This is a genomic window from Mesorhizobium sp. WSM4310 (assembly GCF_007003935.1).
GTDB lineage: Bacteria > Pseudomonadota > Alphaproteobacteria > Rhizobiales > Rhizobiaceae > Mesorhizobium.
This window is the reverse complement of record NZ_VFTA01000001.1, coordinates 581344-607042: the sequence shown is the minus strand read 5'-3', so window position 1 is coordinate 607042 and position 25699 is coordinate 581344. Positions and strand designations below refer to the sequence as shown.

25 protein-coding genes, 1 tRNA gene and 1 pseudogene are annotated in these 25699 nt (G+C 62.7%); 7 read left to right on the top strand and 20 right to left on the bottom strand.

Features of this window, described 5'->3' with window-relative positions:
* Positions 1-206: 206 nt before the first annotated feature.
* The 14 genes from FJV80_RS02830 to rpoZ form a co-directional block, all read right to left on the bottom strand.
* On the bottom strand, positions 207-998 hold the full coding sequence (locus tag FJV80_RS02830; protein WP_142875485.1) for an anti-sigma factor: 792 nt from the start codon (positions 996-998) through the stop codon (positions 207-209).
* Positions 995-1513, bottom strand: a complete 519-nt coding sequence (locus FJV80_RS02825) for an RNA polymerase sigma factor (RefSeq protein WP_095770722.1) — start codon at positions 1511-1513, stop codon at positions 995-997. The genes FJV80_RS02830 and FJV80_RS02825 overlap by 4 nt, the downstream gene beginning before the upstream one ends.
* Positions 1514-1674: 161 nt before the next feature.
* Positions 1675-4425, bottom strand: coding sequence for a DUF2339 domain-containing protein (locus FJV80_RS02820; protein WP_142875484.1), 2751 nt, complete (start codon positions 4423-4425; stop codon positions 1675-1677).
* A 183-nt stretch (positions 4426-4608) separates the two neighbouring features.
* Positions 4609-5370 carry a DNA repair protein RecO gene (gene recO / locus FJV80_RS02815; RefSeq protein ID WP_095786492.1) on the bottom strand — a complete coding sequence of 254 codons (762 nt, stop codon included), beginning with the start codon at positions 5368-5370 and terminating at the stop codon, positions 4609-4611.
* A 138-nt stretch (positions 5371-5508) separates the two neighbouring features.
* Positions 5509-6660 (bottom strand): porin, encoded by a 1152-nt coding sequence (locus tag FJV80_RS02810; RefSeq protein ID WP_095770725.1) that lies wholly within the window; start codon positions 6658-6660, stop codon positions 5509-5511.
* Positions 6661-7329: 669 nt separating this feature from the next.
* Positions 7330-8262 (bottom strand): GTPase Era, encoded by a 933-nt coding sequence (gene era / locus FJV80_RS02805; protein ID WP_095791409.1) that lies wholly within the window; start codon positions 8260-8262, stop codon positions 7330-7332.
* A complete protein-coding gene (gene rnc / locus FJV80_RS02800; RefSeq protein ID WP_142875483.1) occupies positions 8247-8960 on the bottom strand; it encodes a ribonuclease III in 714 nt (237 codons plus the stop codon). The genes era and rnc overlap by 16 nt, the downstream gene beginning before the upstream one ends.
* A 4-nt stretch (positions 8961-8964) precedes the next feature.
* Complete coding sequence (lepB, locus tag FJV80_RS02795) at positions 8965-9714, bottom strand: signal peptidase I (RefSeq protein ID WP_010915103.1); 750 nt, start codon at positions 9712-9714, stop codon at positions 8965-8967.
* A gap of 78 nt (positions 9715-9792) precedes the next feature.
* Positions 9793-10206 (bottom strand): holo-ACP synthase, encoded by a 414-nt coding sequence (acpS, locus tag FJV80_RS02790; RefSeq protein WP_095770728.1) that lies wholly within the window; start codon positions 10204-10206, stop codon positions 9793-9795.
* On the bottom strand, positions 10203-10802 hold the full coding sequence (locus tag FJV80_RS02785; RefSeq protein WP_095770729.1) for a DUF2062 domain-containing protein: 600 nt from the start codon (positions 10800-10802) through the stop codon (positions 10203-10205). Before FJV80_RS02785 ends, acpS begins: the two co-directional genes overlap by 4 nt.
* 263 nt (positions 10803-11065) lie before the next feature.
* Positions 11066-11467 carry a VOC family protein gene (locus FJV80_RS02780; protein ID WP_142875482.1) on the bottom strand — a complete coding sequence of 134 codons (402 nt, stop codon included), beginning with the start codon at positions 11465-11467 and terminating at the stop codon, positions 11066-11068.
* A 46-nt stretch (positions 11468-11513) separates the two neighbouring features.
* Positions 11514-12092, bottom strand: coding sequence for an orotate phosphoribosyltransferase (gene pyrE, locus FJV80_RS02775; protein WP_095770731.1), 579 nt, complete (start codon positions 12090-12092; stop codon positions 11514-11516).
* 30 nt (positions 12093-12122) lie between these two features.
* On the bottom strand, positions 12123-14351 hold the full coding sequence (locus tag FJV80_RS02770) for a bifunctional (p)ppGpp synthetase/guanosine-3',5'-bis(diphosphate) 3'-pyrophosphohydrolase (protein WP_142875481.1): 2229 nt from the start codon (positions 14349-14351) through the stop codon (positions 12123-12125).
* 128 nt (positions 14352-14479) lie between these two features.
* Complete coding sequence (rpoZ, locus tag FJV80_RS02765) at positions 14480-14881, bottom strand: DNA-directed RNA polymerase subunit omega (protein ID WP_142875480.1); 402 nt, start codon at positions 14879-14881, stop codon at positions 14480-14482.
* 319 nt (positions 14882-15200) lie between these two features.
* Here rpoZ and FJV80_RS02760 point away from each other — a divergent pair, with 319 nt between their 5' ends.
* Positions 15201-15782 (top strand): NYN domain-containing protein, encoded by a 582-nt coding sequence (locus FJV80_RS02760; protein ID WP_010915096.1) that lies wholly within the window; start codon positions 15201-15203, stop codon positions 15780-15782.
* Between the two features lie 11 nt (positions 15783-15793).
* Positions 15794-16450 carry a uracil-DNA glycosylase gene (locus tag FJV80_RS02755; protein ID WP_142875479.1) on the top strand — a complete coding sequence of 219 codons (657 nt, stop codon included), beginning with the start codon at positions 15794-15796 and terminating at the stop codon, positions 16448-16450.
* Between the two features lie 9 nt (positions 16451-16459).
* On the opposite strand, the gene FJV80_RS02750 is transcribed toward FJV80_RS02755, so the two are convergent.
* From FJV80_RS02750 to dapA, 3 genes are all read right to left on the bottom strand, one after another.
* Entirely contained in the window at positions 16460-17170 is a 711-nt protein-coding gene (locus FJV80_RS02750) for a GH25 family lysozyme (RefSeq protein WP_142875478.1), read from the bottom strand.
* Positions 17171-17256: 86 nt separating this feature from the next.
* Complete coding sequence (smpB, locus tag FJV80_RS02745; protein WP_006202221.1) at positions 17257-17736, bottom strand: SsrA-binding protein SmpB; 480 nt, start codon at positions 17734-17736, stop codon at positions 17257-17259.
* Between the two features lie 151 nt (positions 17737-17887).
* Complete coding sequence (gene dapA, locus FJV80_RS02740) at positions 17888-18769, bottom strand: 4-hydroxy-tetrahydrodipicolinate synthase (protein ID WP_095786869.1); 882 nt, start codon at positions 18767-18769, stop codon at positions 17888-17890.
* A 301-nt stretch (positions 18770-19070) separates the two neighbouring features.
* Between dapA and FJV80_RS02735 the strand changes: the two genes are divergently transcribed.
* Both FJV80_RS02735 and FJV80_RS02730 read left to right on the top strand, forming a co-directional pair.
* A complete protein-coding gene (locus FJV80_RS02735; RefSeq protein ID WP_142875477.1) occupies positions 19071-21101 on the top strand; it encodes a lytic transglycosylase domain-containing protein in 2031 nt (676 codons plus the stop codon).
* A gap of 105 nt (positions 21102-21206) precedes the next feature.
* Positions 21207-22106 carry an alpha/beta hydrolase gene (locus FJV80_RS02730; RefSeq protein ID WP_095770735.1) on the top strand — a complete coding sequence of 300 codons (900 nt, stop codon included), beginning with the start codon at positions 21207-21209 and terminating at the stop codon, positions 22104-22106.
* A gap of 112 nt (positions 22107-22218) precedes the next feature.
* On the opposite strand, the pseudogene FJV80_RS34910 reads toward FJV80_RS02730, so the two are convergent.
* Positions 22219-22407, bottom strand: a pseudogene (locus FJV80_RS34910) (site-specific integrase); the annotation flags it as partial.
* A gap of 317 nt (positions 22408-22724) precedes the next feature.
* Here FJV80_RS34910 and FJV80_RS02720 point away from each other — a divergent pair.
* A tRNA-Ser gene (locus FJV80_RS02720) sits at positions 22725-22815 on the top strand.
* A gap of 28 nt (positions 22816-22843) precedes the next feature.
* Here the strand turns inward: FJV80_RS02720 and FJV80_RS34905 are convergent.
* Complete coding sequence (locus FJV80_RS34905; RefSeq protein WP_245318002.1) at positions 22844-23008, bottom strand: hypothetical protein; 165 nt, start codon at positions 23006-23008, stop codon at positions 22844-22846.
* A gap of 505 nt (positions 23009-23513) precedes the next feature.
* Between FJV80_RS34905 and FJV80_RS02710 the strand changes: the two genes are divergently transcribed.
* Positions 23514-24626, top strand: a complete 1113-nt coding sequence (locus tag FJV80_RS02710; RefSeq protein WP_142875476.1) for a pyridoxal phosphate-dependent aminotransferase — start codon at positions 23514-23516, stop codon at positions 24624-24626.
* A gap of 5 nt (positions 24627-24631) precedes the next feature.
* On the opposite strand, the gene FJV80_RS02705 is transcribed toward FJV80_RS02710, so the two are convergent.
* A complete protein-coding gene (locus tag FJV80_RS02705) occupies positions 24632-25153 on the bottom strand; it encodes a MarR family winged helix-turn-helix transcriptional regulator (RefSeq protein ID WP_142875475.1) in 522 nt (173 codons plus the stop codon).
* A 181-nt stretch (positions 25154-25334) separates the two neighbouring features.
* Here FJV80_RS02705 and FJV80_RS02700 point away from each other — a divergent pair, with 181 nt between their 5' ends.
* Positions 25335-25619, top strand: coding sequence for an acylphosphatase (locus FJV80_RS02700; RefSeq protein ID WP_142875474.1), 285 nt, complete (start codon positions 25335-25337; stop codon positions 25617-25619).
* The last annotated feature ends 80 nt before the right edge of the window (positions 25620-25699 follow it).

Here is a 25699-nt window from a genome sequence, read left to right as displayed (position 1 = left end):
GACTCGCGAAAACCTCGATTGCGTTGCGGAAACGGCCCCGGTCAAAAGCGTCGCAAACACCAGCCGAAGCGCCGGTATTCATCAAGCGCTATCGCTCCTTGATTAGGGCCGAATTGTGACAGTTTCCGCCGAGGCAAGGAAGCTCGCGGGCTTTGAACAGGATCGCTGTTTTGATAGGCCACCGGCTGCGAACAATTGCGGCCAACTCAGCTTGCGAGGCCTGCCAGAAGCTGGCCATAGGCATTCTTGGCCACGACCGCCAATTGCTCGCGCGGCAGCGAGCCGACGACGGCGCAGCCATAGCCCTTGTCCAGCCAGTAGACGGCCTGCGGGCCGTCCTGCGCCGAAGCATAGGTGCCCTTGGCATTCTCCACCGATTCCGCGGTGACGAAGAGGGATATGCGTTCGCCCTTGTCGTCCTCGTAGAGCAGCATCGCGGCCTTGCTGTCGCCGGCCGGCAGCAAGCGGCCGCCAACCAGTTGGAAGCCGTTCGCGGTCAGGTCCGGCGCCACCAGCTTCAGCCCGACCCGGTTGGACAGCCAGGTCTGCAAATGATCCTTGTCGCTGGCCGGCACTTCCACGGCATGCCGCTTCTCGGCGGCGTATATGACATGGGCGGCAATCGCCTGTTCGGCGAGCCGATCTTCCGCCGGATCCTCCTGTCGGATGGCGTCCATGCCGGCAAAGTAGCCGCCAAATCCACCCGTGGCCAAAAGCACCGCGGCGGCAGCCGCAAGCCACCAGCGCGAGCGCGGCATCGCAGCCTTAACCGGCGCTTCGCCGAGCACCACCTTGCGCAAGCGCGCGGGAACAGGTTCATCCAGCACGCCGGCAAAGGCCGAGCGCAGTGCCTCCCGGTCGGCTGTGAAGCGGGCGCTCCTGGCCTTCATCTCGGGATTGGCGTCGAGCCAGGCATCATAGGCGGCGCGCTCGTCGGCCGGCAGTTCGCCGTCGAGCGCCATATGGATGTCACGTTCTGAAAAATCGCGGCGGATCATTTCTCGACGATCCTTATCGCGCGGCGACGCGCCGTGTCATCCAGCAAACCGCGCAGTTCCTCACGCCCGCGCGCAATGCGCGACATCAGCGTGCCGGCGGGCACGCCCAGCATGTTGGCGGCCTCGGCATAGGAAAAACCCTCGATGGCGACCATCACAAGGGCCGCGCGGCGATCGGGGCTGATCGCCTGCAGCGCGTCGATGATCTCGCGTGAGGCTATGCCGTCCAACTGCTCGGCCGGCTGGGCAACCGCCTCGCCCGCTTCCAGGGGCAGCATCGCCGCTTCACCGCGACGGTTCACCTTGCGCATCTGGTCGATGAACAAATGATGCATGATCGTAAACAGCCACCTCCTGGGGCTTTCTCCCGTCTGCCAGTTGTCGAGCCGCACGAGTGCGCGCTCGAGGCAATCCTGGACGAGGTCGTCGGCAGAATCCCGGTCGCGCAATAGCGAGCGTGCGTAGCGGCGCAGGCGCGGTATTTCGCCAAGGATTGCTGCCTTCTTTTCGTCCATGACCGCTGGTTCTGAAATCGCCCTTGTTGATCCCGATTCAACGCGCCTTCCCGGCGCGACGCAAGCGGCCAGCGCGAAGCGGTCCGCCGCCCCGGTCACCCAAGCAATGAGATAACGCTGGCGGGAGCCGGTTTATTCCCGGCTCGATTGAACGCCTGCCGTCATTGTTCGACGACCGGTATCTTCTCCCTCGCCGCCTGCGTCAAAAGTCGCTGGTAGAACAGGCCGATGCCGATCAGCACGGCGCCGAGGCCGATGAAGGAAAGCGCCCTGAGTACGCCCTCCAGCTCCGACATGTCGAAGAGGAAGACCTTCAGCACGGCGATCGCGATCAACGCGGCCGAAGCAATGCGCAGCACCTGCGACTTCAGCCAGACGCCGGCGGTGAGCAGCGCCACGCCGATCGCCAGCCAGAGCGCCGAATAGGTGTAGGTTTCCAGCTGGCCGAGCCCGCTCCACAGGCCGATGAACTCACCCTTGAACAGCCGTCTGACCGACAGGGTGGCATAAGCCAGCGCAAGCATGGCCGCCACCACAGCCAACATCTGCGCATACCATTTCGGCCGCTTGTCCCTGACATAGAGCGCCAGTCCGCCGGCGGCGACGGCCGGCAGGAGATAGGCGAGGAACAACAGGTTGAAGACCGGAATCCGGCCGGTCGATTCGTCCGTAAACAGCGGATTGAGCACCACGAAGTGCCGGATGACGATCAGGGCGACAGAAACCACGCCCGCCGCCATAGAGCCATAGCGCAGCACCGAACTTGGCGAGCGCATGTCGATAGCGACCAGGATGGCGCCGGCGCCGATGGCAATCAGCGTGTAGATCGCCTGTTCGGCGAGCGTCATCGGACCTGTGTCGATGACGCCGCCATGCATGGCGTGACGCACCAGCATGGCAACGGCAAGCAGCGCGAACAGCGCCGCCGCCGCTTCCATGGCGAGGCGCGGCCGGCCATTGGTGGTGCGGGCGAGTTGCCAGGCGGCGAAGCCGAAGGCGAGCGCCGGGACGCCATAGCCCGGCAGCAGCCAGTTGAACACCGGTGTCGTCGACAGGAACTCGGCGCCGACGATGGTCGGATCGAAGGCGACACGGCCAAGTACGGCGATCACGGCGCCAACCGGAATCCAGCCGAGCACCGGGTAGGAGCGCCAACGCGTAGCCAGCGCCGGCACGATGGCTGCTGCACCAAGCAGAATAGTGGTCCAGCCGGAATTGAAAGCCATGTGCAGCATCAAGAGGCTGGCGAGCGCCGCACCGACCAGAGCAAACGACACGGCCAACCCGCCCTTGAGCGAAGGCTCTTCGGCGCGCGCGATCCATTCGCCGCCTCCGGCGAAAACCACGACCAGCAGTGCGGCGACGGCGGCGTAGACAAAATCGCGGTCCAGATTGCCGAAGGTGAACCAGAGTGCCAGCAGGATGACCAACGGCACGATGACACCCGATGCCGCCCATGAGGCGGATCGAAACGAGGCGGATGCCGTGAATTTGCGGGCGGCCCACATGCCCGAGCCGATGAAGACCAGGCCCAGCGCAATGCCGATGCGCAAAGTCAGTGCATTGGACGTCGCCACGGGCAAACCATCGACACCGAGAGCGCCGGCCGAAAAGTCGGATGCGATCGAGGTTGGCGGGATGATGCCAAGATAGATCATGACCGTTGCCAGTCCGGCGGCGTAAAGCAGCGGCAGCGCCAGCGGGCGATAAAGCGCGACGGCCACCATCGCCGCGAGGATCACGGCGCCTGGCAAGGCGTAGCCGGCTGCGGCGAAGGCCGGGTCGATCGACAGGCCCAGCGCCGAGAAGGCAACGAACAGGCCAGGCACGATGGACGGCCAGTTGAAGGCCCTGGCGGTTTCGTCGCGATGGCGGCCGAGCCAGACAAAAGCGAGCACGGCCAGGGTGACGGCGTCGATGAACAGGATGGCGGAGAGGTTCGCGCCCGGTGCGTCGGTCATGTAAAGAATGGTCCAGATGCCGGTGCCGAAAAAGGCGGCGGCCATCAGCGCTGTCCAGTCACGCATGCGGGAGATGACAGCGGTGGTGGCAAGCACGATGGCCAGGTAGCCGAATAATGCCCAGGGATTGGGCGCCTGCGAGGCGATCAGCACCGGCGTCACCATGGCGCCGACAAGACCGATGCCGGCCAGCGCCTGGCCATGGACCAGGGCCGCCGCGATCGTCGCCACACCGATGGCACCAAGCAGCGTGAAGGCAAGCGCCGGGCCGATGAAGCCGTAAATGCCGTGGGCGGCATAGACGGTGCCGAACAGGATGAAGGCACCGGCCGCCGTCAGGATCGCCGGAATATAGGCGCCGGCAACGCCTTGCACCGGCACCTTGAAGCCGGTGCGGCGGATGAACTCGCCGCCGGCAACCAGCACCAGCCCGAGCACCGCTGCCATGGTGAGCCGCACGCCGGGGCCGAAAATACCGGCCTCGATTGTGTAGCGGATCAGGAACAGGCCGCCCAGCGCCAGCGCGATGCCGCCGACCCAGACCGCCCAGCGCGTGCCGAGTGCCGTCTCGATATCCGGCTTGCCGGGGGCCTTGGGGGCTGCAACCGGCTCGACAGGTTCTGCTGCCTTCGGGGCCTCGCCCGCGGACCAGGGGCCGGACACAGCCTCGCCAGCCGGAGCTTCCTTTTCTGTAGCCGGCGCCTGTACGATCGGTTCACTCACCGCCGGCGAGGCGATATCGGCCGCTGCCGCAGCCATCGGCGCCGCGTCAGCCTTGCCCTCGGCAGCTATCTGTTCTGCCGGTTTGGCCACCGGCGGCACGGCACCTGAAAGGACGAGACTGCGCAGCGCGCCAAGCTCGCGTTCGATCAGACCGATGCGGCTCTGCTGGCGCGAAATGATAACGAACAAGGCGATGATGGCGACAAGGCCGATCAGACTTTCAAACATGGCGGTTCCCCCAAACCAGGCCAGTTTTCACTGACGTTTCATCTCACTGACATCCAAATACGGCGGCTACACGGCTGAAAAACTCAACGCGCCGCCAGATCGGCGGCTGGAACATGTCTCGGTACCGAAAACCAAGGACTTGCCGCCGAGCGACGAACCGGTCTGGATAAAGGTCGACCTCCATCATGCGGCATTGTCTCCGGCAATGGCCTTGCGCGTCGCATGATGCTTGCGCAAGGCGGCGAGAAAGCCGGCGCGGGCATCGGGCTGTTCGATGGCACGCGGCTCATAGACGTGGCGCGTGAAGAAAAACCCGGTCAGCCGGAAGGCGTCCTCGACCGCCGCAGGATCTCCGCGCAGGCCGGAGCCGCGTTGCAGAAAGGCCGGCAGCGCCAGCATCTTGTCGCGCCATGGCGCGCCGGCTTCGCGCGACACCGCACGACCCGACTTCGGCGAGACATAGGCCAGATCCTGCTTCGTTCCGGTGGCGGCGCATTGGCTGAGGTCGAGGCCGAAACCGAGTTCATCAAGGATCAGAAGCTCGAAGCGCGCCACCAGTTCGCCGGCGGCGTCGGCATCATCGAGATGGACGATCATCACGGAAAGCGCCTCGTAAAGGCCGCCATGAGCGTCACGCTCGGGCAAGAGGCGCAGATGCGCGGCCATGGTCTGCAGGCCGTAGACGGCAACGGCGCTGTCCATCAGCCTGGCAGCGTTCATCTCGATCGCCTCGGCCTGGAATGTGCCGAGATGCTCGTCAAGGCGGGCCCGCCACAAGAGGTCGACGCGATTGCCGGGCTGGAGAACGGGTTGCTGCTTGCGCGAGCGGCCGCCGCGCACGAGACCGAGATGGCGGCCATGCGCGCGGGTCATCACCTCGAGGATGGCGCTGGTTTCGCCATGCTTGCGGGTGCCGAGAATGATTCCCTCGTCGCGCCATTCCATGCCTAGAGCTTTTCACCCGTTGGACAGCGAAATCAAGGTATGGGGTTTGGGTACCTGACAGACCGGGCACTGGGACGGCGAGCAAAAAAACGCCCGCAGCGATACGCTGCGGGCGGTCTGGTAGGGTCAGTCGATGCTTTAGAACGAGCGCTGGAAGCGGAGAATGCCGCCGACGCTGCTCTTCTTGTTGGCCTTGGTCCAGTTGCTGAAGTCGGCGTCGTCGAACTTTCCAGCATTCAGGTAGTCGACTTCGGCCGTGACCGTCATGCCGGGCACAACTGTATAGGCAACGTTGGCGGCGATGCCGAGGTTCTTCCAGTCGTCATAGGAGACCTGGGCGTTGAACGAAGTCTTGTCGTTGAACTTGTAGGTGCCGCCGCCCCAGACTGCCCAGTTGCCGCCCCACTGCTTGTAGAAGCCACGGCCCTTCGCGTTGACAGCGTTGGTCGGGTCGGTCAGGTTGTCATCGGTGCCGTAGCCACCCATGACGAACAATGACAGTTCCTTGGTGACGTTGACGTCCAAACGAACCTTGCCGGCCACTTCCTCGTAGTTGCTGTCATAGGCGACAACACCGGTGAGCGCACCCCAGTCGGCCTTGTACTTCAAGCCGCCGACGACATGCGGAACGTAGCTGTCGATCGTGTTGGCGCCGGCGCCTTCTTCGAGCGAGACCACCGCGGTGATGCCGTTGCCCGCGTCGAAGTAGTATTGAACGACGTTGCTCTCCTGCCCACCATACGGAACCAGCGTATCCTGGATGACGGCGCCGGCATAGCCGATGAACGTATCGAAAGCCGTATCGTCTTTGCCGACACGCAGGCCGCCGAGCTGGATGTAGGCGAACCGCAGCGACGTAGACTTGTTGCGGCCCTGCCAGTCAGTGGAGCCCGAAGTATAGTCGCCGCTGCTGTTGCCGAAATTGAAGCGGGTCTCGGTGTAGGTCTTCAGGGTGCCGAGTTCGGTCTCCTGACCGGTCCAGGTCTTCAGCGTGAAGCGGGTGTTCTTGTAGTAGGTCGAATGAGTGTCGCCGTCCTGATGGTCCGGGACATGGTTGACACCATCCAACGAGCCGGAGTCACCGACGCCGATGTCATAACGGACATAGCCACCGATGCGCAGGCAGGTTTCGGTGCCCGGGATGTAGAAGTAGCCGGCGCCGTAGACGTCGCAGATCTTGACGTATTCGGCTGGTTCCGGTTCGGCGACGACGACAGCGTCGGCGGCGCGTGCGCCGCTGACCGCGATCAGTGCCGCGGCTGAGCCGAGAAGGAGGCTCTTGATGTTCATTTTATGACCTCTCCAGTCAAGTTTAAAATGGCTTCGGATTTGTGGCTGGCGGATATGTTTTCCCGCCTCACCCCCACAACGAAAAAGGCGCGCACCGCGTCCCCTTTTCGCGGCGAACATACCCATCAAACTTCCGCCTTCAATGACGGTTTTTGAAATAACAGCGATTCAAAGAACAGTTTTATGCTGTGTTGCACAAATAACACTCGCCGTATAGCAAATGGCACAATCGGTACAACGTCATAAAATCAATATATATCCCGATAATTTCTCGACTAACTATGTTTTAAGCAGGCTACTATTCCACAAAGACCCCGTTAAATGGGAATTTTTGGACTATTTCCGACAACACTCGGTGGTTATTTTTCGTTCCATCTATCGTGGACTGGGATCCAATCCACTCCGAGGTTGCGACGGATAGCCATGCTGGTCGCTGGGTTGGCCATATCTGCCAAAGCAATCGAAACGCACCGGCGCGCGCTGTCGCTTTCCCGATTTGTGGCGGTAGCGCTCTCGCTGCATGACAATCACATGCCGGTGCGTGCCACCGGACAGGCTTTAGGGAGCCCAGTGCGACGGGTGCGCGAACGAGAACAAAGACGGTCGAGGAATCACGTCATGTCCAGCGCCTGCGGTCGGCCAGGGCCGGGTCGATGACACGCCAGGCCGCTAGTGCGGGAATTCGAGCCCCATCTCGCGGTAGCGTTCGGGGTCATCGCCCCAGTTCTCGCGCACCTTGACGAAAAGGAAGAGGTGCACCTTCTGCTCGAGGATGCCCGCTATCTCCATGCGCGCCGCCTGGCCGATGGCGCGGATGGTCTCGCCCTTATGGCCGAGCACGATCTTCTTCTGGCTGTCGCGCTCGACATAGATGGTCTGGTCGATGCGCACCGAGCCGTCCGGCTTCTCTTCCCATTTCTCGGTCTCGATATGCGAGGAATAGGGCAGTTCCTGATGCAGCCTGAGATAGAGTTTTTCGCGGGTGATCTCGGCCGCCAGTTGCCGCATCGGCAGGTCGGAAATCTGGTCCTCCGGATAGTACCAGGGGCCGGCCGGCAGCGCCTGCGCCAGATAATCGAGCAGGTCCTTGCAGCCGGAGCCGGTCAGCGCCGAGACCATGAAGGTGCGCTTGAACGGCACTTTCTCGTTCGCCGCCGCGGACAGAGCCAGAAGCGTCTCATGCTTGACCCGGTCGACCTTGTTGAGGATCAGCGCCATCGGTTGGCGCACATCCTTCAGCCGTTCGAGGATGGCATCGGCGTCGCCCCGGATGCCGCGCTCGGCATCGATCAGCAAAAGCACGATATCGGCATCCTTGGCGCCGCCCCAGGCGGTGGTCACCATCGCGGTGTCGAGGCGCCGCTTGGGTTTGAAGATGCCGGGCGTGTCGACGAAGACGATCTGCGCATTGTCATGGGTGGCGATGCCACGCACGATGGCACGCGTCGTCTGCACCTTGTGGGTGACGATCGACACCTTGGCGCCGACCAACTGGTTGACCAGGGTCGACTTGCCGGCATTCGGCGCGCCGATCAGCGCGACGAAGCCGGAATGCGTGGTGGGGGTTTCGGCAGTTTCAATATCGGTCATGCCGCGTTCCATACACCTTCGCGCAGCAGAAGGGCAGCCGCGGCTGCCTGCTCCGCTTCACGTTTGGAACGGCCACTGCCGGTCGCCGGTTGAAATGCACCGACCCTGACGCTGACGGTGAACAATGGATCGTGGTCCGGCCCCTCGCGGCTGTCGATCTGGTAGGCGGGAACCGCACTTGCCGCCTGATGCGCCCATTCCTGCAATTCGGTCTTGGCGTCGCGGCGCGCCGCACCGGAAGCCTGCGAACGCGGCTGCCAGTATTTGTGAATGAAGGCGCGTGCCGCCTCCAGCCCTCCGTCGAGGTAGAGCACGGCGATCAGCGATTCCAAGGCATCGGCGCGCAGATTGACGCGCTTGCGCCCCTCGAGCCCGCGCACATCCGATCCGGCGCGGATCAGATCCGGCAGCCCGATATGTTCGGCGATCTCGGAAAGCGCCTCGGCATTGACCAGCGCATTGAGCCGCAGCGACAATTCGCCTTCCGCCGCGTCGGGAAACGCCGCCAGCAGCATATCGGCAACGACCAGGCCGAGAACCCGGTCGCCGAGAAATTCGAAACGCTCGTAATCGGTGCCGGCATTGGCGCCGCGGGCGCTGGCGTGGGTCAGCGCGCGCTGCAAGCGTTGGCGGTCGGCAAAAGCATGGCCCGTGCGTTCCACCAGCGCTTGCGCGAGCGCATCGGCGGTCAAACGTTTTGTTGCCACCATGACCCTAGTTGACGAAATGGAACAGGCGCGAAACGCGCATCAGCGACGGCCATTTCCAGATTTCGAGAGGGCTGGCCTTGCCGGCGATCGAGAAGAAGACAAGGTTGGCGCGGCCAACCAGGTTTTCGGCCGGAACGTAGCCGACGGTGAACCGGCTGTCGGCGGAATTGTCCCTGTTGTCGCCCATCATGAAATAGTGACCGGGCGGCACGTCGAATTCGCGCGTGTTGTCGCCGATCGAATTCGGATTGAGGTCGAGCGTGTCGTAGCTGACGCCGTTGGGCAGGGTTTCCCGGTAGACGTCGATCGGCTGAGGCATTTCAGTGATATCGGGATTGTCGATCTGGCCGGTCTTCACGCGCGGCACGCCGACGCCGTTGATGAACAGCTGGCCATTCTTCATCTGGATCTTGTCGCCGGGCAGGCCGACCACGCGCTTGATGTAGTCGACGGACGGATCCGGCGGGAACTTGAACACCACAACGTCGCCGCGCTTGGGCTCGGAGCCCCAGATGCGGCCCGAGAAGAGATCGGGCCCGAACGGCAGCGAATAGCGCGAATAGCCGTAGGACCATTTGGTGACGAACAGATAGTCGCCTTCCAGGAGTGTCGGCCGCATCGATCCCGACGGGATCGAAAAGGGCTGAAACAGCAGCGTGCGGATGACCAGCGCGAGCAAAAGCGCCTGGACGATGACGCTGACGGTTTCGCCAAGCCCGCCGGATTTCTTCTGGGATTTTTCAGCCACGCTCATGTCGTCCTCGATTGTGCGTTGGATGTATAGAGTCTCGGCGCGCGCTGGGCAACGTCAATGCCGGTCCGTCAGATGCAATCAATGTGGCGCTTGTTCGACGGGCAGCGCCTCGATGATCACAAAGGCTTGAGCGAGCGGGAAATCATCGGTGATGGTGAGGTGGATCGCCGCCTTGTGCGCCGGCGGCAGGATTTTTTCGAGCCGTGCCAGCGCCCCGCCGGTCAGTGCCATGGTCGGCGCGCCGCTGGGCAGGTTGACGACGCCCATGTCGCGCCAGAACACACCTTGCGCCAGACCCGTGCCGAGGGCCTTGGCGCAGGCCTCCTTGGCGGCGAAGCGCTTGGCGTAGGAAGCGGCGCGGGCACGGCGGTTCTCCGAACGCGCCTGTTCGACCTCGGTGTAGATTCTCTCGATGAAACGCCGACCGTGACGCTCCAGCGATTTCTCAATGCGCCTGATATCGATCAGATCGCTGCCGATGCCGATGATCATCGCGTAGCGGAACCGATGCTTGCTCCGGGATGAGGCGGTTGCTCGCGGCGGCTTGCGCGCTCGGCCAGCCGCTTGCGCCTCTGCTCGCGAAAGACATTCATGCCCCAGCGCGTGACGCCGTAGAACAGGAGGCCAAACACCAGCCCGAGCGGCACCGCGCCGATCAGCATGGGTTCCAGCACGGGATGCCATAGTTTCGCGAAGGAAAGCGTGTGCAGCATCTCGCCCAGATGCGCCGGCGGACCATGCGCCGGCAGGCGATCGTGCAGGATGAGCTTGCCGGTTTCCCAGGATGCGCCCCACAGAATGGGAAAAGTCAGCGGATTGCCGAAGAAAACAGCGCCGAGTGCCGCCGCCACCAGATTGCCGGCGATCACCCAACACAGAACGGCGGCAATGATGAAATGGAAGCCCACGGGAAAGAACGAAGCGAAGACACCAGCCGCCACACCGGCTGCCACCGCGTGCGGCGTGGCCTTCAGCCGCAGGATGCGCTTGGAGAAATACTGCAGCGAGCGCGTGAACGACCGGCGCGGCCACAGATAGGTGCGCACCCGCTCCAAAAGACCATCAGGCTTGCGGCGACGAAAAAGCACTCTCTTCCTATTCCCGATACTTTACAGCTTGCGTGCCGGCCATCTTCAGCCGGGCTTCAACCGCCACATCTTGCGCTTTACGGTCACCCGAAGGCAATCGCGACTTTGATATAGCGATCCGCAAGCCCGACAACAACCGAACGGTACCTGTACAGCGGCCGCGCCGCCATGATCTTTGGTAAGGTCCACGTCTTCAACACCTGACAATCGCGGCGAATTTGAGAATGGCTTCGGCCTATGGCCGCAGCCGGATGCCTGAGACATCACCGCAAGTACCGGCTGACTTCGACAAGATTGCCGTCCGGATCGCGGAAATAGACAGACATCATCGGACCGCGCGCCCCGATGCGTTCGACCGGCCCCAGTTCGAGCACAACGCCATTGGCTTCGAGACGGGCGCGGATTTCGTCGAGCGGTCGTTCGGTGATCAGGCAGAAATCGCCTGACCCTGGCGTCGGCGCCTTCGCCTTGGGCTCGAAGGTGCGGCTGATCTCGTGGACATTGATCTTCTGGCCGCCAAAAGCCAGCGCCGTCGGCCGGCCCGGCGTGTCGATGCGCTCGAAACCCAGCACGCGCTGGTAAAAGGCGCAGGTCGCTTCGAGCGACGCGACCGTCAGCACCAAATGATCGATCCCGACGATCATTTCGAATTTGCCTTCACGCATGTCGTCACTCCCAAAACCGCGGCGCACTTTTGGGCGACAGGCATCGTCAGATATTGCGGCTGCCGGGCTTGACCGCCGGTATCGCCGCAAGCTCCGGCGGCAGCCGGTCGGGCGGATAGGCCGGAACCTCGTATTCGGCGAGCGCGATCAACGGCACGCCGACATGGGTCTTGCCAGCTGAACGGTCGATGATGCAGGCGGCAGCCACCACCTCGGCGCCAAGCTCGCGCAGGCACTCGATGGTTTCGCGGATCGACAGGCCGGTGGTGACGATGTCCTCGACGATGACGACGCGCGCGCCCCTGGCGATCTCGAAGCGGCGCAGGCGGAACTCGCCCCCTTCCCGCTCGACCCAGATCGCCGGCACGCCGAGATGGCGCGAGGTTTCGTAGGCCGGGATCAGGCCGCCGATCGCCGGGCCGACGACATAGTCGATCTTGCCTGGCACCGCTGTCCGGATCTTTTCGGCCAGCGCCTTGCAAAGCCGCTCGGTCTTGTCGGCATGCATGAACACCCGCGCCTTCTGCAGGAAGACTGGACTGCGCAGGCCCGACGTCAGGATGAAATGCCCCTCCAGAACAGCACCCGCCTCGCGGAAAATGCCCAGCACTTCATCGGTCTTCATCTGCGCCTGCCCCCAGATAGATCAGCCATGTCAGCCATTCACACGCCGTGCGTCGCTGACGCTCGAATTGTCCTTGAGCTGCGACAGCAGCCGGTTGAGATGCTTCAGATCCCAGACTTCGAGATCGATCAGCATTTCGGTGAAGTCGGGCGCGGTGCGCACCATCGACAGCGTATGGATGTTGGCGTCGTTGGACGCAACGACCTGGGCGATATCGGCGAGCGAGCCCGGCGCATTGATGGCGGTGACCGAGACACGCGCGGGGAAGCGCTCCTTGGTGCGCTCGTCAATGTCCCAGCGCACGTCGATCCAGCGCTCGGGCTGGTCATCGAAAGCCTGCAGCGCCGGCGACTGGATCGGATAGATGGTGATGCCGGTGCCCGGCTGGACGATGCCAACGATGCGATCGCCCGGCACCGCGCCTTCCGGCGCGAAGCGCACTGGCAGGTCGCCGCGCACGCCGCGGATCGGCACGGCGCCGTCGCGCGGCTGGTCCTTGTCCTTGCGCGCGGCCCGGCCCGGAATCTGGAACAGCATGCCGGCGGCGTTGCGGATCTTCGACCAGCCCTCCTCGCGCTGCTTGGGCGCTGCCGGCGTGACACGCTCGTCCTTGTAGTCGGGGAAGACCGCCTTCATGACGTCGGTGGAAGCCAGTTCGCCACGGCCGACGGACGCCAGCACGTCCTCGATGTCCTTGCGTGCCAGCCGGTGCAGGACCGGCTTCAGGCTTTCCTTGGTGAAATTCTTGCCGGCCCGTTCGAAGGCGCGTTCGAGAATGCGCACGCCGAGACCGGAATACTGCTTGCGGATGGCGTTCTTGGTGGCCCGGCGGATGGCGGCGCGCGCCTTGCCGGTGACGACGACCGATTCCCACGCCGCCGGCGGCACCTGCGCCTTGGAGCGGATGATCTCGACCTCGTCGCCATTCTTCAGTTCCGTCATCAGCGGCATGATGCGGCCATTGACCTTGGCGCCGACGCAGGTGTCGCCGACATCGGTGTGCACCGCATAGGCGAAATCGATGGGCGTGGCGCCGCGCGGCAAGGCAATCAGCATGCCTTTGGGCGTGAAGCAGAACACCTGGTCCTGGAACAGTTCCAGCTTGGTGTTTTCGAGGAAGTCCTCGGGATTGTCACCTTCCGCAAGCTGCTCGATGGTGCGCCGCAGCCAGGCATAGGCATTGGTCTCCTTCGAGATCGCATGGCCGGCGCCGTTCGTCTTGCCGCCGGTGTCCTTGTAGATCGAGTGCGCCGCGACGCCGTATTCGGCGATCTTGTTCATTTCGCGGGTGCGGATCTGCAGCTCGACACGCTGGCGCGAGGGGCCGACGATGGTGGTGTGGATCGAGCGGTAGTCGTTCTGCTTCGGCGTCGAGATGTAGTCCTTGAAGCGGCCGGGCACCATCGACCATGTGGTATGGATGGCACCGAGCGCGCGGTAGCAGTCCTCGACCGTATCGACGACGACGCGGAAGCCGAAAATGTCGGACAGCTGCTCGAAGGACAGCGCCTTGGCTTCCATCTTGCGGAACACCGACCAGGGCTTCTTCTGGCGGCTCTTCACGCCGGCATTGATGGCATGCTTTTCAAACAGCGCCGACAGCGCCTTTTCAATATCGGTCAGCACGCCCTTGTTGCGCTCGAAGATCTCGGCGAGCCGCGCGGTCACGGCACGGTAGGCTTCCGGATTGATGTAGCGGAAGGCGATCTCCTCCAGTTCCTCGCGCATGCCTTGCATGCCCATGCGCCCGGCCAGCGGCGCATAGATGTCCATCGTCTCCTCGGCGATGCGCAGGCGCTTGGCTTCCGGCATGTGGTCGAGGGTGCGCATGTTGTGCAGCCGGTCGGCGAGCTTGACCAGCAGCACGCGGACGTCTTCCGAGATCGCCAGCAGCAGCTTGCGCAGGTTCTCAGCCTGCTCTGCCTTCTTGGAAACGAGATCAAGCTTCTTCAGCTTGGTCAGGCCCTCGACCAGCTTGCCCATTTCGGGGCCGAACAGATCGTCGATCTCGGCCCGCGTCGCCGTGGTGTCCTCGATCGTGTCGTGCAGCAAAGCGACGGCGATCGTCGCCTCGTCCATGTGCATTTCGGTGAGGATGGCGGCGACTTCGAGCGGATGCGAGAAATAGGGATCGCCGGAAGCGCGCTTCTGGTGGCCATGCTTCTGCATGGCATAGACATAGGCCTTGTTGAGCAACGCTTCGTTGACGTCAGGCTTGTAGCGCTGGACGCGCTCGACAAGCTCATACTGACGCATCATGGGCGGAATCTCTCAGCGATGAAATGAATCATGCGCCGCACTGCTGTAGGGCGCATGTCATAGATAGCCACGAAACTGCCGGGACGGAAGTGCCGGAAACGTGTTCCGGGCAGGTCCAGAAAACTCTCTTAGTAGTCGTCGCTCTTTTCCGGCGGTACCAGACCTTCGATGCCGGCCAGCAGGTCTTCCTCGGTCATGCGATCGAAGGTGATGTTGTCCTCGGCTTCGTCGGTTTCGGTGGCCGCGACAACGCCGCCGGTCTGGTCGGCGATCACCTCGCCATCGGCCTCGGGCTCGTCGACCTCGACATGCTTCTGCAGCGAATGGATCAGATCTTCCTTGAGGTCGTCGGGCGACAGTGTCTCGTCGGCGATCTCGCGCAAGGCAATGACCGGGTTCTTGTCGTTGTCGCGAGGAACGGTGATCTGCGCGCCCTGGCTGATCTGGCGAGCACGATGGCCGGCCAAAAGCACCAGCTCGAAGCGGTTGTCGACCTTGTCGATGCAATCTTCAACGGTTACGCGGGCCATGGACTGCCCCTTTCATGCCTGGATTTGATGGAAAACAGGCGCGGTCCATAACCCGAACGCCGCCAAAATACAAGCATCATGGCATTGGCGGGACTGTTGGCGCCCAATCCCTGCCTAAACACTGGATTTGGCAAACCGCCCGCGTCGTTCGCTCGACGCCGCGATCACAATTGCTTGCATTGCCCCATCACGCCTTGGATTGCCACCAAACTGGCGTTATCTCGGATGGACAAGGTCAGCCGGTTTATTATGAGCCCGACCGATAGTCGCTACCGCATTTCGTTTAGACGGCCGCATTTTTCGAAAAGGAATATTTTCCATGTTCGACCCACGTGAAAAAATCGCCTTGTTCATCGACGGTGCCAATCTCTACGCTACGTCGCGGGCGCTCGGCTTCGACATCGACTATCGCAAGCTGTTGTCGAGTTTCCAGAAGCGCGGCTATCTCTTGCGCGCCTATTATTACACGGCGCTGGTCGAGGATCAGGAATACTCCTCGATCCGCCCGCTGATCGACTGGCTCGATTATAACGGCTTCAAGGTGGTGACCAAGCCGGCCAAGGAGTTCACCGACTCGACCGGCCGCCGCAAGATCAAGGGCAATATGGACATCGAACTGACGGTCGATGCGCTGGAGCTCGCCGATGTCGTCGACCACTATGTCATTTTCTCCGGCGACGGCGACTTCCGCACGCTGGTCGAGGCGCTGCAGCGGCGCGGCCGCAAGGTGTCGATCGTCTCGACCATGGCCTCGCAACCGCCGATGATCTCGGATGATCTGCGCCGCCAAGCCGACCATTTCATCGACCTGACGACGCTGAAGAACGAAGTCGGCCGCGATCCTTCCGAGCGGCCCGTGCGCCGGCCCGAGCCGGCTGAAGTCGACGAGGACGACTACTGAGGCCGGGCACCTTGACCGCCCTCCTCGCTTCCGAACCCAGCCGCGACTGCCCCCTCTGCCCGCGGCTGCATGACTTCATCGCCGAGTGGCGGCAACGCGAGCCGTCATGGTTCAACGCGCCGGTGCCGACCTTCCTGCCGCCGCAGGGTGAGGACACCGTCCAACTTCTGATCGTCGGGCTGGCGCCCGGTCTGCGCGGCGCCAACCGCACCGGCCGCCCCTTCACCGGCGACTATGCCGGCGACCTGCTCTACTCGACGCTGATCGCGCACGGCTTTGCGCGCGGTGAGTTCAAGGCGCGGCCCGATGACGGGCTGGAGCTTGTCGGCACGGCGATCACCAATGCCGTGCGCTGCGTGCCGCCGGAGAACAAGCCTGTCGGCGCCGAAATCTCGACCTGCCGCAGCTTCCTGGTGCCGACGATTGCACGCTTTCCCAAGCTACGCGCGGTGCTGGCGCTCGGATCGATCGCGCACCAGTCGACCGTGCGGGCGCTCGGCGAGCGCGTCGCCGCCTATCCATTCAGGCATGGCGGGCAGTTGCCGGCCGGTGGCATCACGCTGTTTTCCAGCTATCACTGCTCACGCTACAACACCAATACGGGCGTGCTGACCGAGGCGATGTTCGTCAGCGTTTTCAGCGAGATCGCGGCGTTCCTGAAGATATAGATTCACTCCTCAATGCGCCGGCGCAAGCAGCACCGCCAATTTCTCCGGCCCGCCCTGCAGAACGTTCAGGTCGACGTCACCCTCGATACCGTCTATGCGCCCGCGATTGTGGTACTGCCAGTAGATCCAGTCGTGGCGGTCAGGTTCCACCAGCAGCGAGCGAAGCCAGAGCGGGCGAGCGGCGATCTGCCCGGCATAGGCAGCCTCGGCCTCATCGGTCAGATAGACGATCGCCGTCTTGCCGAATGCCTGCTCGACAGGTCCGAGGAAAGCCTGGAGTTCAGCATTCAGTTGCTCGGGCGACGGGCGCTGCGGACAGTTGCCGCCGAACTCGACATCGACGACCGGCGGCAGCAAGGGCTGATCGTGCGGTACCACCGAGATGAAATTCTTCGCCTGGTCGGCGCCGGGCCGGCAGAAGGTGAAGAAATGATAGGCGCCTACGGCAAGGCCGGCCGCGCGGGCCTCACGTAGATTGGTGGCAAAAGCACGATCGACATGATCGCCGCCCTCGGTCGCCTTGATGACGGCGAAGGCGACATCGTCGGCGGCAACGCGCCGCCAGTCGATCTGGCCTTGATGATGCGAGACGTCGATGCCTCTGACCGGATATTTGCTACGGTCGGGAGAATAGGTGTGGAAGTAGAAGAAGCCGCCGGCCACCGCCATCGCTGCAAACGCCAGGCTCATCAATCCCCAGAGGATGATCCGGTTCTTCAAAGCGATCCCCTCTGGTATCTGCCGATTGCGCTTGCCCGAAATTTGGAAGCCAAACTGGCTTTTCGAGGGCTACCGCCTGATGTCTCTCACCCACGCTCCTTCAAGAGCCGGCCCTTCTCACGCGACCAGTCGCGCTGTTTCTCGGTCTCGCGCTTGTCGTGTAATTTCTTGCCGCGGCCGACGGCGAGCAGCAGCTTGGCGCGGCCCTGGTCGTTGAAATAGATTTTCAGCGGCACCAGCGTCATGCCTTCGCGGTCGACGCTCTGCGACAGCTTGGCCATCTCGCGCTTGTTGAGCAGGAGTTTGCGCCGCCGCCTGGGCTCGTGGTTGAAGCGGTTGGCCTGCAGATATTCGGGCAGATAGGAATTGATCAGCCAGATCTCGCCGCCTTCGACCGAGGCGTAGCTGTCCTGGATGTTGGCCTGGCCCTGGCGCAGCGACTTGACCTCGGTGCCGGTCAGCACCAAGCCGGCCTCGATCGTGTCGAGCACCTCATAGGAAAACCGCGCCTTGCGGTTTTCCGCAACGGTCTTGTTGTTGGGATCGGCTTTTCTGACTTGATTCATAACGTCTAGAGTCCGTTTCGAAACTCGCTCCTGCGAGTCAGATGATGGTGCCACCGAGAACCGGAGCGGAGCGTACATATAGTACGTGAGCACCGGAAGCGCAGGTGGCGCCTTCAGTTGGCCGCAGGAGTAGAGTTTCCAAACGGGCTCGCTAATTAATCAAGCCGGCGTGCTTCATGGCCGCATCGATCTTCGCCGCGGTCGATTCCTCGACCGTGACCAGCGGCGACCGCAGCACATTCTCGACCTTGCCCAGCTTCGACAGCGCGTATTTGGCGCCGGACACGCCGGGCTCCAGGAAGATCGCCTTGTGCAGGGGCAAGAGACGATCCTGCAATTCCAGCGCCTTGGCGCTGTCGCCGGAAAGCGTCGCCTCCTGGAATTCGGCGCACAGCCGCGGCGCGACGTTCGAAGTCACCGAAATGCAGCCGACACCGCCATGGGCGTTGAAGCCGAGCGCCGAGGCGTCCTCGCCGGAAAGCTGGATGAAATCCTTGCCGCAGGTCATGCGCTGCTCGGACACACGCTCGACCTTGCCGGTCGCGTCCTTGACGCCGACGATGTTCTTGAAGTCGTGAGCCAGCCGCCCCATCGTCTCCGGCATCATGTCGATCACCGAACGCGGCGGGATGTTGTAGATGATGATCGGCAGCTTGGTCGCCCTGGCGACGGCGGCGAAATGCTCGTAGAGGCCGCGCTGCGTCGGCTTGTTGTAATAGGGCGTGACGACCAGGGCGGCATCGGCGCCAACCTTTTCGGCATACTGCACGAGGCCGACGGCTTCCGCCGTGTTGTTGGAACCGGCGCCGGCGACGACCGGAGCACGGCCCTTGGCCACCTCGATGCAGACCTTGACGACATGGCGATGCTCATCGTGCGACAGTGTCGGCGACTCGCCAGTGGTGCCAACGGGAACCAGACCCGTCGTGCCTTCCGCGAGCTGCCATTCGACAAAGGCGCGAAAGGCTTTCTCGTCGAAACGTCCGCTCTTTTCGAACGGTGTCACGAGCGCAGTAAGCGAGCCTCTCAGCATGTCGTCCAACTCCTTGGGACTTGTTTGTTTATGCATGTCGCTGTCCCAAAACCGGTATCCACTTTTGGGCGACATGCATCGGTGTTTGTCGATCAGTTTGTCGTGCGCGCCTTCTAACCGAAAGCGAAGCGGCGCACCATAGTCTCGACATGGTTGCGCGGCAAGCATTGCCATGGTGCCAGCAAGCGCAATTCGAACAGCCTTGATAACTCTTTGTTTACGAGCCCTTCACGACCTAAGTCTAGGCTTCGAGGTATCTTCGCCTGCTGGTAGAATGCTGAACCAAGGAAGACACGAGACCATGCCGACCCGTCGGCCTCACCTCTTCGCGCTGCTTGGCGCCATCGCCGCGCTGATGCCCGGTGTGGCGATCAGCGGCAGCGTGGATGCGCGGGCCACCGCGGCGATCCCGATGCCGAGCCCGCAGGACAGCGCGCAGCAGGCCCCCTCGCCCAGCGTCTTGCTGCTGAAGAGCGGGCTGGACGCGCTGGCGGCCGGTGATATTCCCGGCGCTCGCGGTGTTCGCGATGCGCTTCCCGCTCAATCGCTCGACCACCACATACTGGCCTGGGCGATCGCACTATACGGCGGCGACAAGGTTCCGAGCGGCGACATCGCCGCCGCCGCGAAGATGCTGCCCAACTGGCCGGGCACCATTGCCTTGCGCAAGAACAGCGAGCGGGCGCTCTATCGAGAAAACCCCGCTTCCGACATCGTCATTGCGGCGTTCGATGGCAGCCAGCCGCAGACATTCGAAGGCGTCATGGTTCTCGCCCGCGCCTATGTGGCGACGGGCAATGTCAAGGCGGCACGCTCGGTGCTGTCGCCGTTTTGGCGCACCACGATCCTGGAAGCCAAGGACGAGACGTCGCTGATCAAGGAATTCGGCGGTCTTATCCCTGCCGCCGACCACCGTTTTCGCATGGACCGTATGTTTTATGCCGACCGGGTGAATTCCGCGCTGCGCATTGCCGGTCTTGCCGGCGCCCAGCAGTTTGCCGAGGCCTGGGCCGCGGCCGACAGAGGCGACAGGAATGCGTTGAAGCTGTTGAAGGCGGTCCCGGCATCCCAGCGTTCTGCCGGCTATTTCTTCGCGCAGGCCGAGTATCTGCGCAAGCTGGAGGATTTTGCCGGCGCCGCCGCCGTGGTGATGAAGGCGCCGACGGACCGCGAGGCTCTGGTCGACCCGGACGCCTGGTGGGTCGAGCGCCGGGTGCTGTCGCGCGAACTGGTTGACCAAGGCGACATGAAGACGGCGTACACGATTGTCGCCACGCATGCCGCCGAAAGTGCAGCCAATGCGGCCGAGGCCGAGTTCCATGCCGGCTGGTATGCGCTGCGTGGCCTCAACGACCCCAAGCTTGCCGCGACGCATTTTTCGCGCATCGCCGACCTTGCCCAAGGGCCGATGACCCTGTCGCGCGCCTATTACTGGCTCGGCCGTGCCGCGGAAGTCGGCGGTCCCGGCAGCGCCAAGGACTATTTTGGGCGCGCCGCCAATTATGGTACGACCTTTTACGGGCAGCTTGCCGCCGAACGTGTCGGCCGGCAGGCGCTCAACATCGTCTATCCCATGCCCAGTGCCGCCGACCGGCAGAATTTTGCCGGCCGCGAGGCGGTCAGCGCGATCAAGCGGCTGCAGGAGGCAGGCTATGATCGCTATGCCGAAACGCTCTATCGCGACCTCGCCGGCCAGTTGACCAGCCCAGGCGAACTGGCGCTGCTTGCTGTCCTTGCCGAGAAGCAGGGCAACCATTTCATGGCGCTGAAGGTCGGCAAGATCGCCGGCGCGCGCAGCATCGATGTCGGCGCGCTGTCGCATCCGCTCGGCGTCATTCCTGATTCGGCCAATATTTCCGGCTCGGGCAAGGCGCTTGCCTATGCGATTGCCCGCCAGGAGAGCGAATTCAACATCGGTGCCGTATCCAGCGCCGGCGCGCGCGGGCTGCTGCAGCTGATGCCGGGAACCGCCAAGCAACTGGCGAAGAAGGCCGGGTTGCAGTTTTCGCAGGCACGGCTGACCACCGACGCCGGCTACAACGCCACACTCGGCTCGGCCTTCCTCGGCGAGCAGCTCGATCGCTTCAACGGCTCCTACGTGCTGACCTTCGCCGGCTACAATGCCGGCCCCAACCGGGCCAGCCAGTGGGTGGCGAAATACGGCGACCCGCGCGGCAAGGACATCGATGCGGTGGTGGACTGGATCGAGCGGATTCCCTACACGGAAACAAGAAGTTACGTGCAGCGCGTGATGGAGAATTACGAGGTCTACAAGATGCGTATTTCCGGCAAATACGACATTGTCGGCGACCTCGTGAACGGGCGCAACTGAGGACGCTGACGGCTTGAGAGGCGACCGAGCGTCGCTCCTTCTATTTGACCATCCCTGCCCTCGTCTGTAGCAGTCGCAGACGATCCAGACAGGGAGTCCTTTCAGATGTCGAGCACCGGAGGTTTTCCCGACTTCTTCTACGTAGCGCCAGACGGGCTGAGACTTCATGCCCGCCTCTATGGCGAAGCGAAGCCCGGACATTGGCCGGTCATCTGCCTGCCCGGCCTGACCCGCAACGCGCGGGATTTTCATGAGCTGGCACTTTATCTTTCGACGCGATCGCCGGTACCGCGCCAAGTGGTTGCCTTCGACTATCGCGGACGCGGACAGTCGGCCTACGATCCCGATGTCAGCCACTACAATGTCGGCGTCGAGGCCAGCGACATCCTTGCCGGGCTGGCCGCGCTTGGCATTGAGGGGGCGGCCTTCATCGGCACCTCACGCGGCGGGCTGATCATCCATGTGCTTGGCGCGCTGCGCCCGGCCGTGCTGAAAGCCATTGTTTTCAACGACATCGGGCCGGTGATCGAGCCGGCCGGCCTCGCCCACATCCAGTCCTATCTCGAACGCACGTCGAAGCCGAAAACCTTCACCGAGGCGATGGATGCCCAGCGCAGCGTTCACGGCAAGGATTTTTCCAAGCTCACCGACGCCGACTGGACGCGGATGGTGGGAGCGCTCTACCGTGAGACGGATCAAGGGCTGTTGCCGGATTTTGATCCGAAACTGGTCGATATGGTCGCCAATCTTGACCTGTCACAGCCATTGCCGGCGCTGTGGCCGCAGTTCGAGGCGTTGGCAGCCATTCCCCTGCTCGCTATCCGTGGCGCCAATTCCAGGCTGTTGTCGCCTGAAACTCTGGAGCAGATGCGCCAGCGCCATCCGATGATGGAAGCGATCGCGGTCGAGGGCCAGGGCCACGCCCCTTTCCTCGAAACTGGCAGCTTGCCCGGCGATATAGCGACCTTCCTCGATCGGGCTGAGCGCAGACACCAAACAAAGTAAACCCTAAGACCAGATCTGGCCCTGAGGTCACCATGACAGTATATACAGGCCTTTGGAACTATTTTGCCTTTGAGCTTTTCCCTGACGCTTTCGCTGGCTTCGCCGCGCCCGCCTGACCCCGTTCGGTCATCGGAATGGCGCGGCTGAGGCCGGATTTGGTGATCCAGAAGGAAACGCGATGTTCCTGGATGTCGTTCAAGATCAGTCCGAGCGCCCCGCCGAGACGGCAGCCGCTGTCGACCAGGAAGACTGAAAGCCTGTAGGCATCCTCGCTGCGGCTCCTGATGGCGGCGAACAGCCTGGCCTACGGACGAAAGGGCTGTTCGGCTGCTATCCCCCAGCGTTGTTGCACAAATGACGCGATTTGGCCCAACTCAAAGCACTCGTTAACCATCAGGGCCGCCCTAACCCCCATATTCACGGGCACATCCGGCAACCGGCTGACGGAATCAAGGCGAGGCGACGAATCACGTGCCAGGGATTCGCCGCAGAACCGCCGCCGCTGGGAAAGCCACGGCGCGGCATGCGATTATTTTTCGACAGAATGACTTCTTTTTCAGAGATAATGGCCGGGGCTTGTTGATTGTGCCGGCGCTTTTCTTTATCCAGCGGCGCAACGGAGAGGTGGCCGAGTGGTCGAAGGCGCTCCCCTGCTAAGGGAGTAGAGGTCAAAAGCTTCTCGTGGGTTCGAATCCCATCCTCTCCGCCACCCTATGCCCTGCAGACTTCGAATCAGATCAATCAGGCCATGTCGCCTCAACCATCCGGCCGAGACTCACAAGCGCATTGGCCAGCCCCATCCGGATAGCGGGACGGCCGCCGTCGATCTTGAGCGCTTTCTCATAAGGCGGCGCCACGATGTCGGCCTTGCCGAATTCGGCGTAGGCGCGACCAGCGCGCAAAGCGCCTCAACCCAGTCGGCATTCAGCTCGCAAGCACGTTCAAAATGCCTCATCGCATGCACATGCTCGCAGACCTTCAAATAGGTCTCACCCAGTGTCAAATGGTAGTGCAGATTTTGAGGGACCTCTTTTACCACTCGCTCAACAAACCGAATGGCCATCTGGTCTAGGCCGAGCGCAAAGGATGTCCAGTTTATGAGCCAATACGCGCTGACAAAGTGCCTCCGCATCCAGCAACCGATTTGCCCGATGCAATTCGACAGCCTGCCTGAGCAATGCATCATCAGCCTGTGCACGGGGTAGTGGGCTTGCTTTCGGATGGGTGATTTCGGTCCGGACGAAATTTTCTGATGCTTCGACCAGGCAGGCGGCAGACGATTGTTCATGGTCCTTCGCTAGCAAAAAGAGGCGACGGAATCCGGCGTTACGGCTGCAGATCGCAGGGTGCTTGCACGGCCAGGCTGGTCACGCTAGCAAGGAGGCCCTTTCCAAGCGAGCTTCCCCCATGCGTCTGCGCCCTGCCCTTTCGCCGCTTATCGCAGCACTTCCCTCGACCGTGCCTTTTGTCGGCCCGGAAGCGCAGGAGCGTGAACGCGGGCGGGCTTTTCGTGCCCGCATCGGCGCCAATGAGAGCAGTTTTGGCCCATCGCCACGGGTCATCGCCCGCATGGAGCGCGTGGCGCGCGACCAGTGGATGTATTGCGATCCCGACAATTACGAGCTGAAGGTCGCGGCTGCCGCGCATCTTGACGTGGCGATCGAGAACGTCGTTGTCGGCGAAGGCATCGACGGGCTGCTCAGCCTGGTGGCGCGCATGTATGTGGCGGCTGGCGATGCCGTGGTCACCTCGCTCGGCGCTTATCCAACCTTCAACTTCCATATTGCCGGCGTCGGCGGGCGGCTGGTGACAGTCCCTTACGAGAACGACCGCGAAAGCCTGGATGGTTTGCTTAAGGCGGCCGTCAAGGAGAAGGCCCCGCTGGTCTATCTGTCCAACCCGGACAATCCGATGGGCAGTTGGTGGGAAGCGGACGAGGTGATCCGCTTCATCGAGGCATTGCCTGAGACCACCATGCTGGTGCTCGACGAGGCCTACGGCGAATTGGGGCCGGCCTCGGCCCTGCCGCCGATCGACATCTCGCGACCAAATGTCATCCGCATGCGAACCTTTTCAAAGGCTTATGGGCTTGCCGGGATACGCTGCGGCTATGCGATTGCGGAGGCGCAGGTGATCCGCGACTTCGAGAAGATCCGCAACCATTACGGCGTCAGCCGCATGGCGCAGATCGCCGGCGTCGAGGCACTCGCCGACCAGCCCTATCTCGAGACGGTGGTGGCGCGGGTGGCTGCCGGGCGCCGGCGCATCGCTGATATCGCCGAGCAGAACGGGTTGAAGCCGCTGGCCTCGGCGACCAATTTCGTCACCATCGACTGCGGCCATGACGGCCCCTTCGCGCTGAAAGTGCTGCAAGGTCTGCTGTCACGTGATGTGTTCATCCGCAAGCCGATGGCGCCAGGACTCGACCGCTGCATTCGCGTCAGCGTCGGCCTCGACCACGAACTGGATATCTTTGCCGAGGAATTGCCGGGCGCGCTGGCGGCGGCGCGGGGGAACTAGGCAATTCAGCTGCGTTCGGATGCTGGCGCTGCGCTTAGCAGGTGCCTGACGCGTGCCAATATATCCGACAACTCGGCCGCTTCCTCGTCGCCCAGGTCCACGGTCAGGCGGGTGAGATCGCGATCCGCGGCTGCCTGGAGTGTGGCAAGCGCGGCCTGGCCGCGAACGGTGAGCGAGAGGACGCGACCGCGCAGAGCCCCAGGGACGGTGCGCATTTCGGTCAAGCCCGCGGCAAAGAGTTTTCTAAGGATTCTCGTGACATAGGCCGGATCCAGTTGGAGTTCCCTGGCAATGCCGGACGCTGCTGGCCCGAAATCGGTTTGAAACGCCCGTGCCAGAAAGCCTGCCGTGCCGCCAGGGGCGGCAGCAATACGGCCAGGTCGACGGCCCAGTTCGAACAGCACCCGCGCCTCGGTCAGCGTAAAGGCGCTGTGCGTCAAGGTTTCGTCGAGCAGCCCGACCAGGCCGGTATAGAACCGGTTGAAGCATCTGAGATCGCGGACCAAGGCACTCCGATCGGCTGGCATGTCATGCGCCTTCCCTGAGATTCCACATCGGTGGATCATTGCGTAAAAGTTGATCAAGTCAACTTTTTATTGGATCAAGTCATCCATCTTACGAGCAAGCCTCGGCTTCTGTTCGATAGTCCCCCTCAAGCCAGTTGCCTTCGCTCGATCCTGCGCCAGACTCTATGCAAGGGAGCGCACGATGAACGATCGGAAAAGGGCCGTGCAGGCCCGCGTACACGGCAGGGTGCAAGGCGTCGGCTACAGGATCTGGGCGAGAGGCGAAGCGGCAGGGCTTGGGCTAGTGGGCTGGGTGCGCAACGAAAGAGACGGCACGGTAACGGCATGGCTCGCTGGCGCCGAAACGGCGGTTTCGTCCATGATCGAACGGCTTTGGCAGGGCCCGGCGGGCGCTTCAGTCTCGCGGGTCGATGTCGAGGAGATCGAGACCTGGACCGCGCCTGGAGATTTCAAAATCGTCGCATAGGCGCATGCGCATTACTTGACTAGTCCGACACTCTTGAATTAATTGAACGTTCGTTTTATTATTGCCAGCTTGATGAGGCG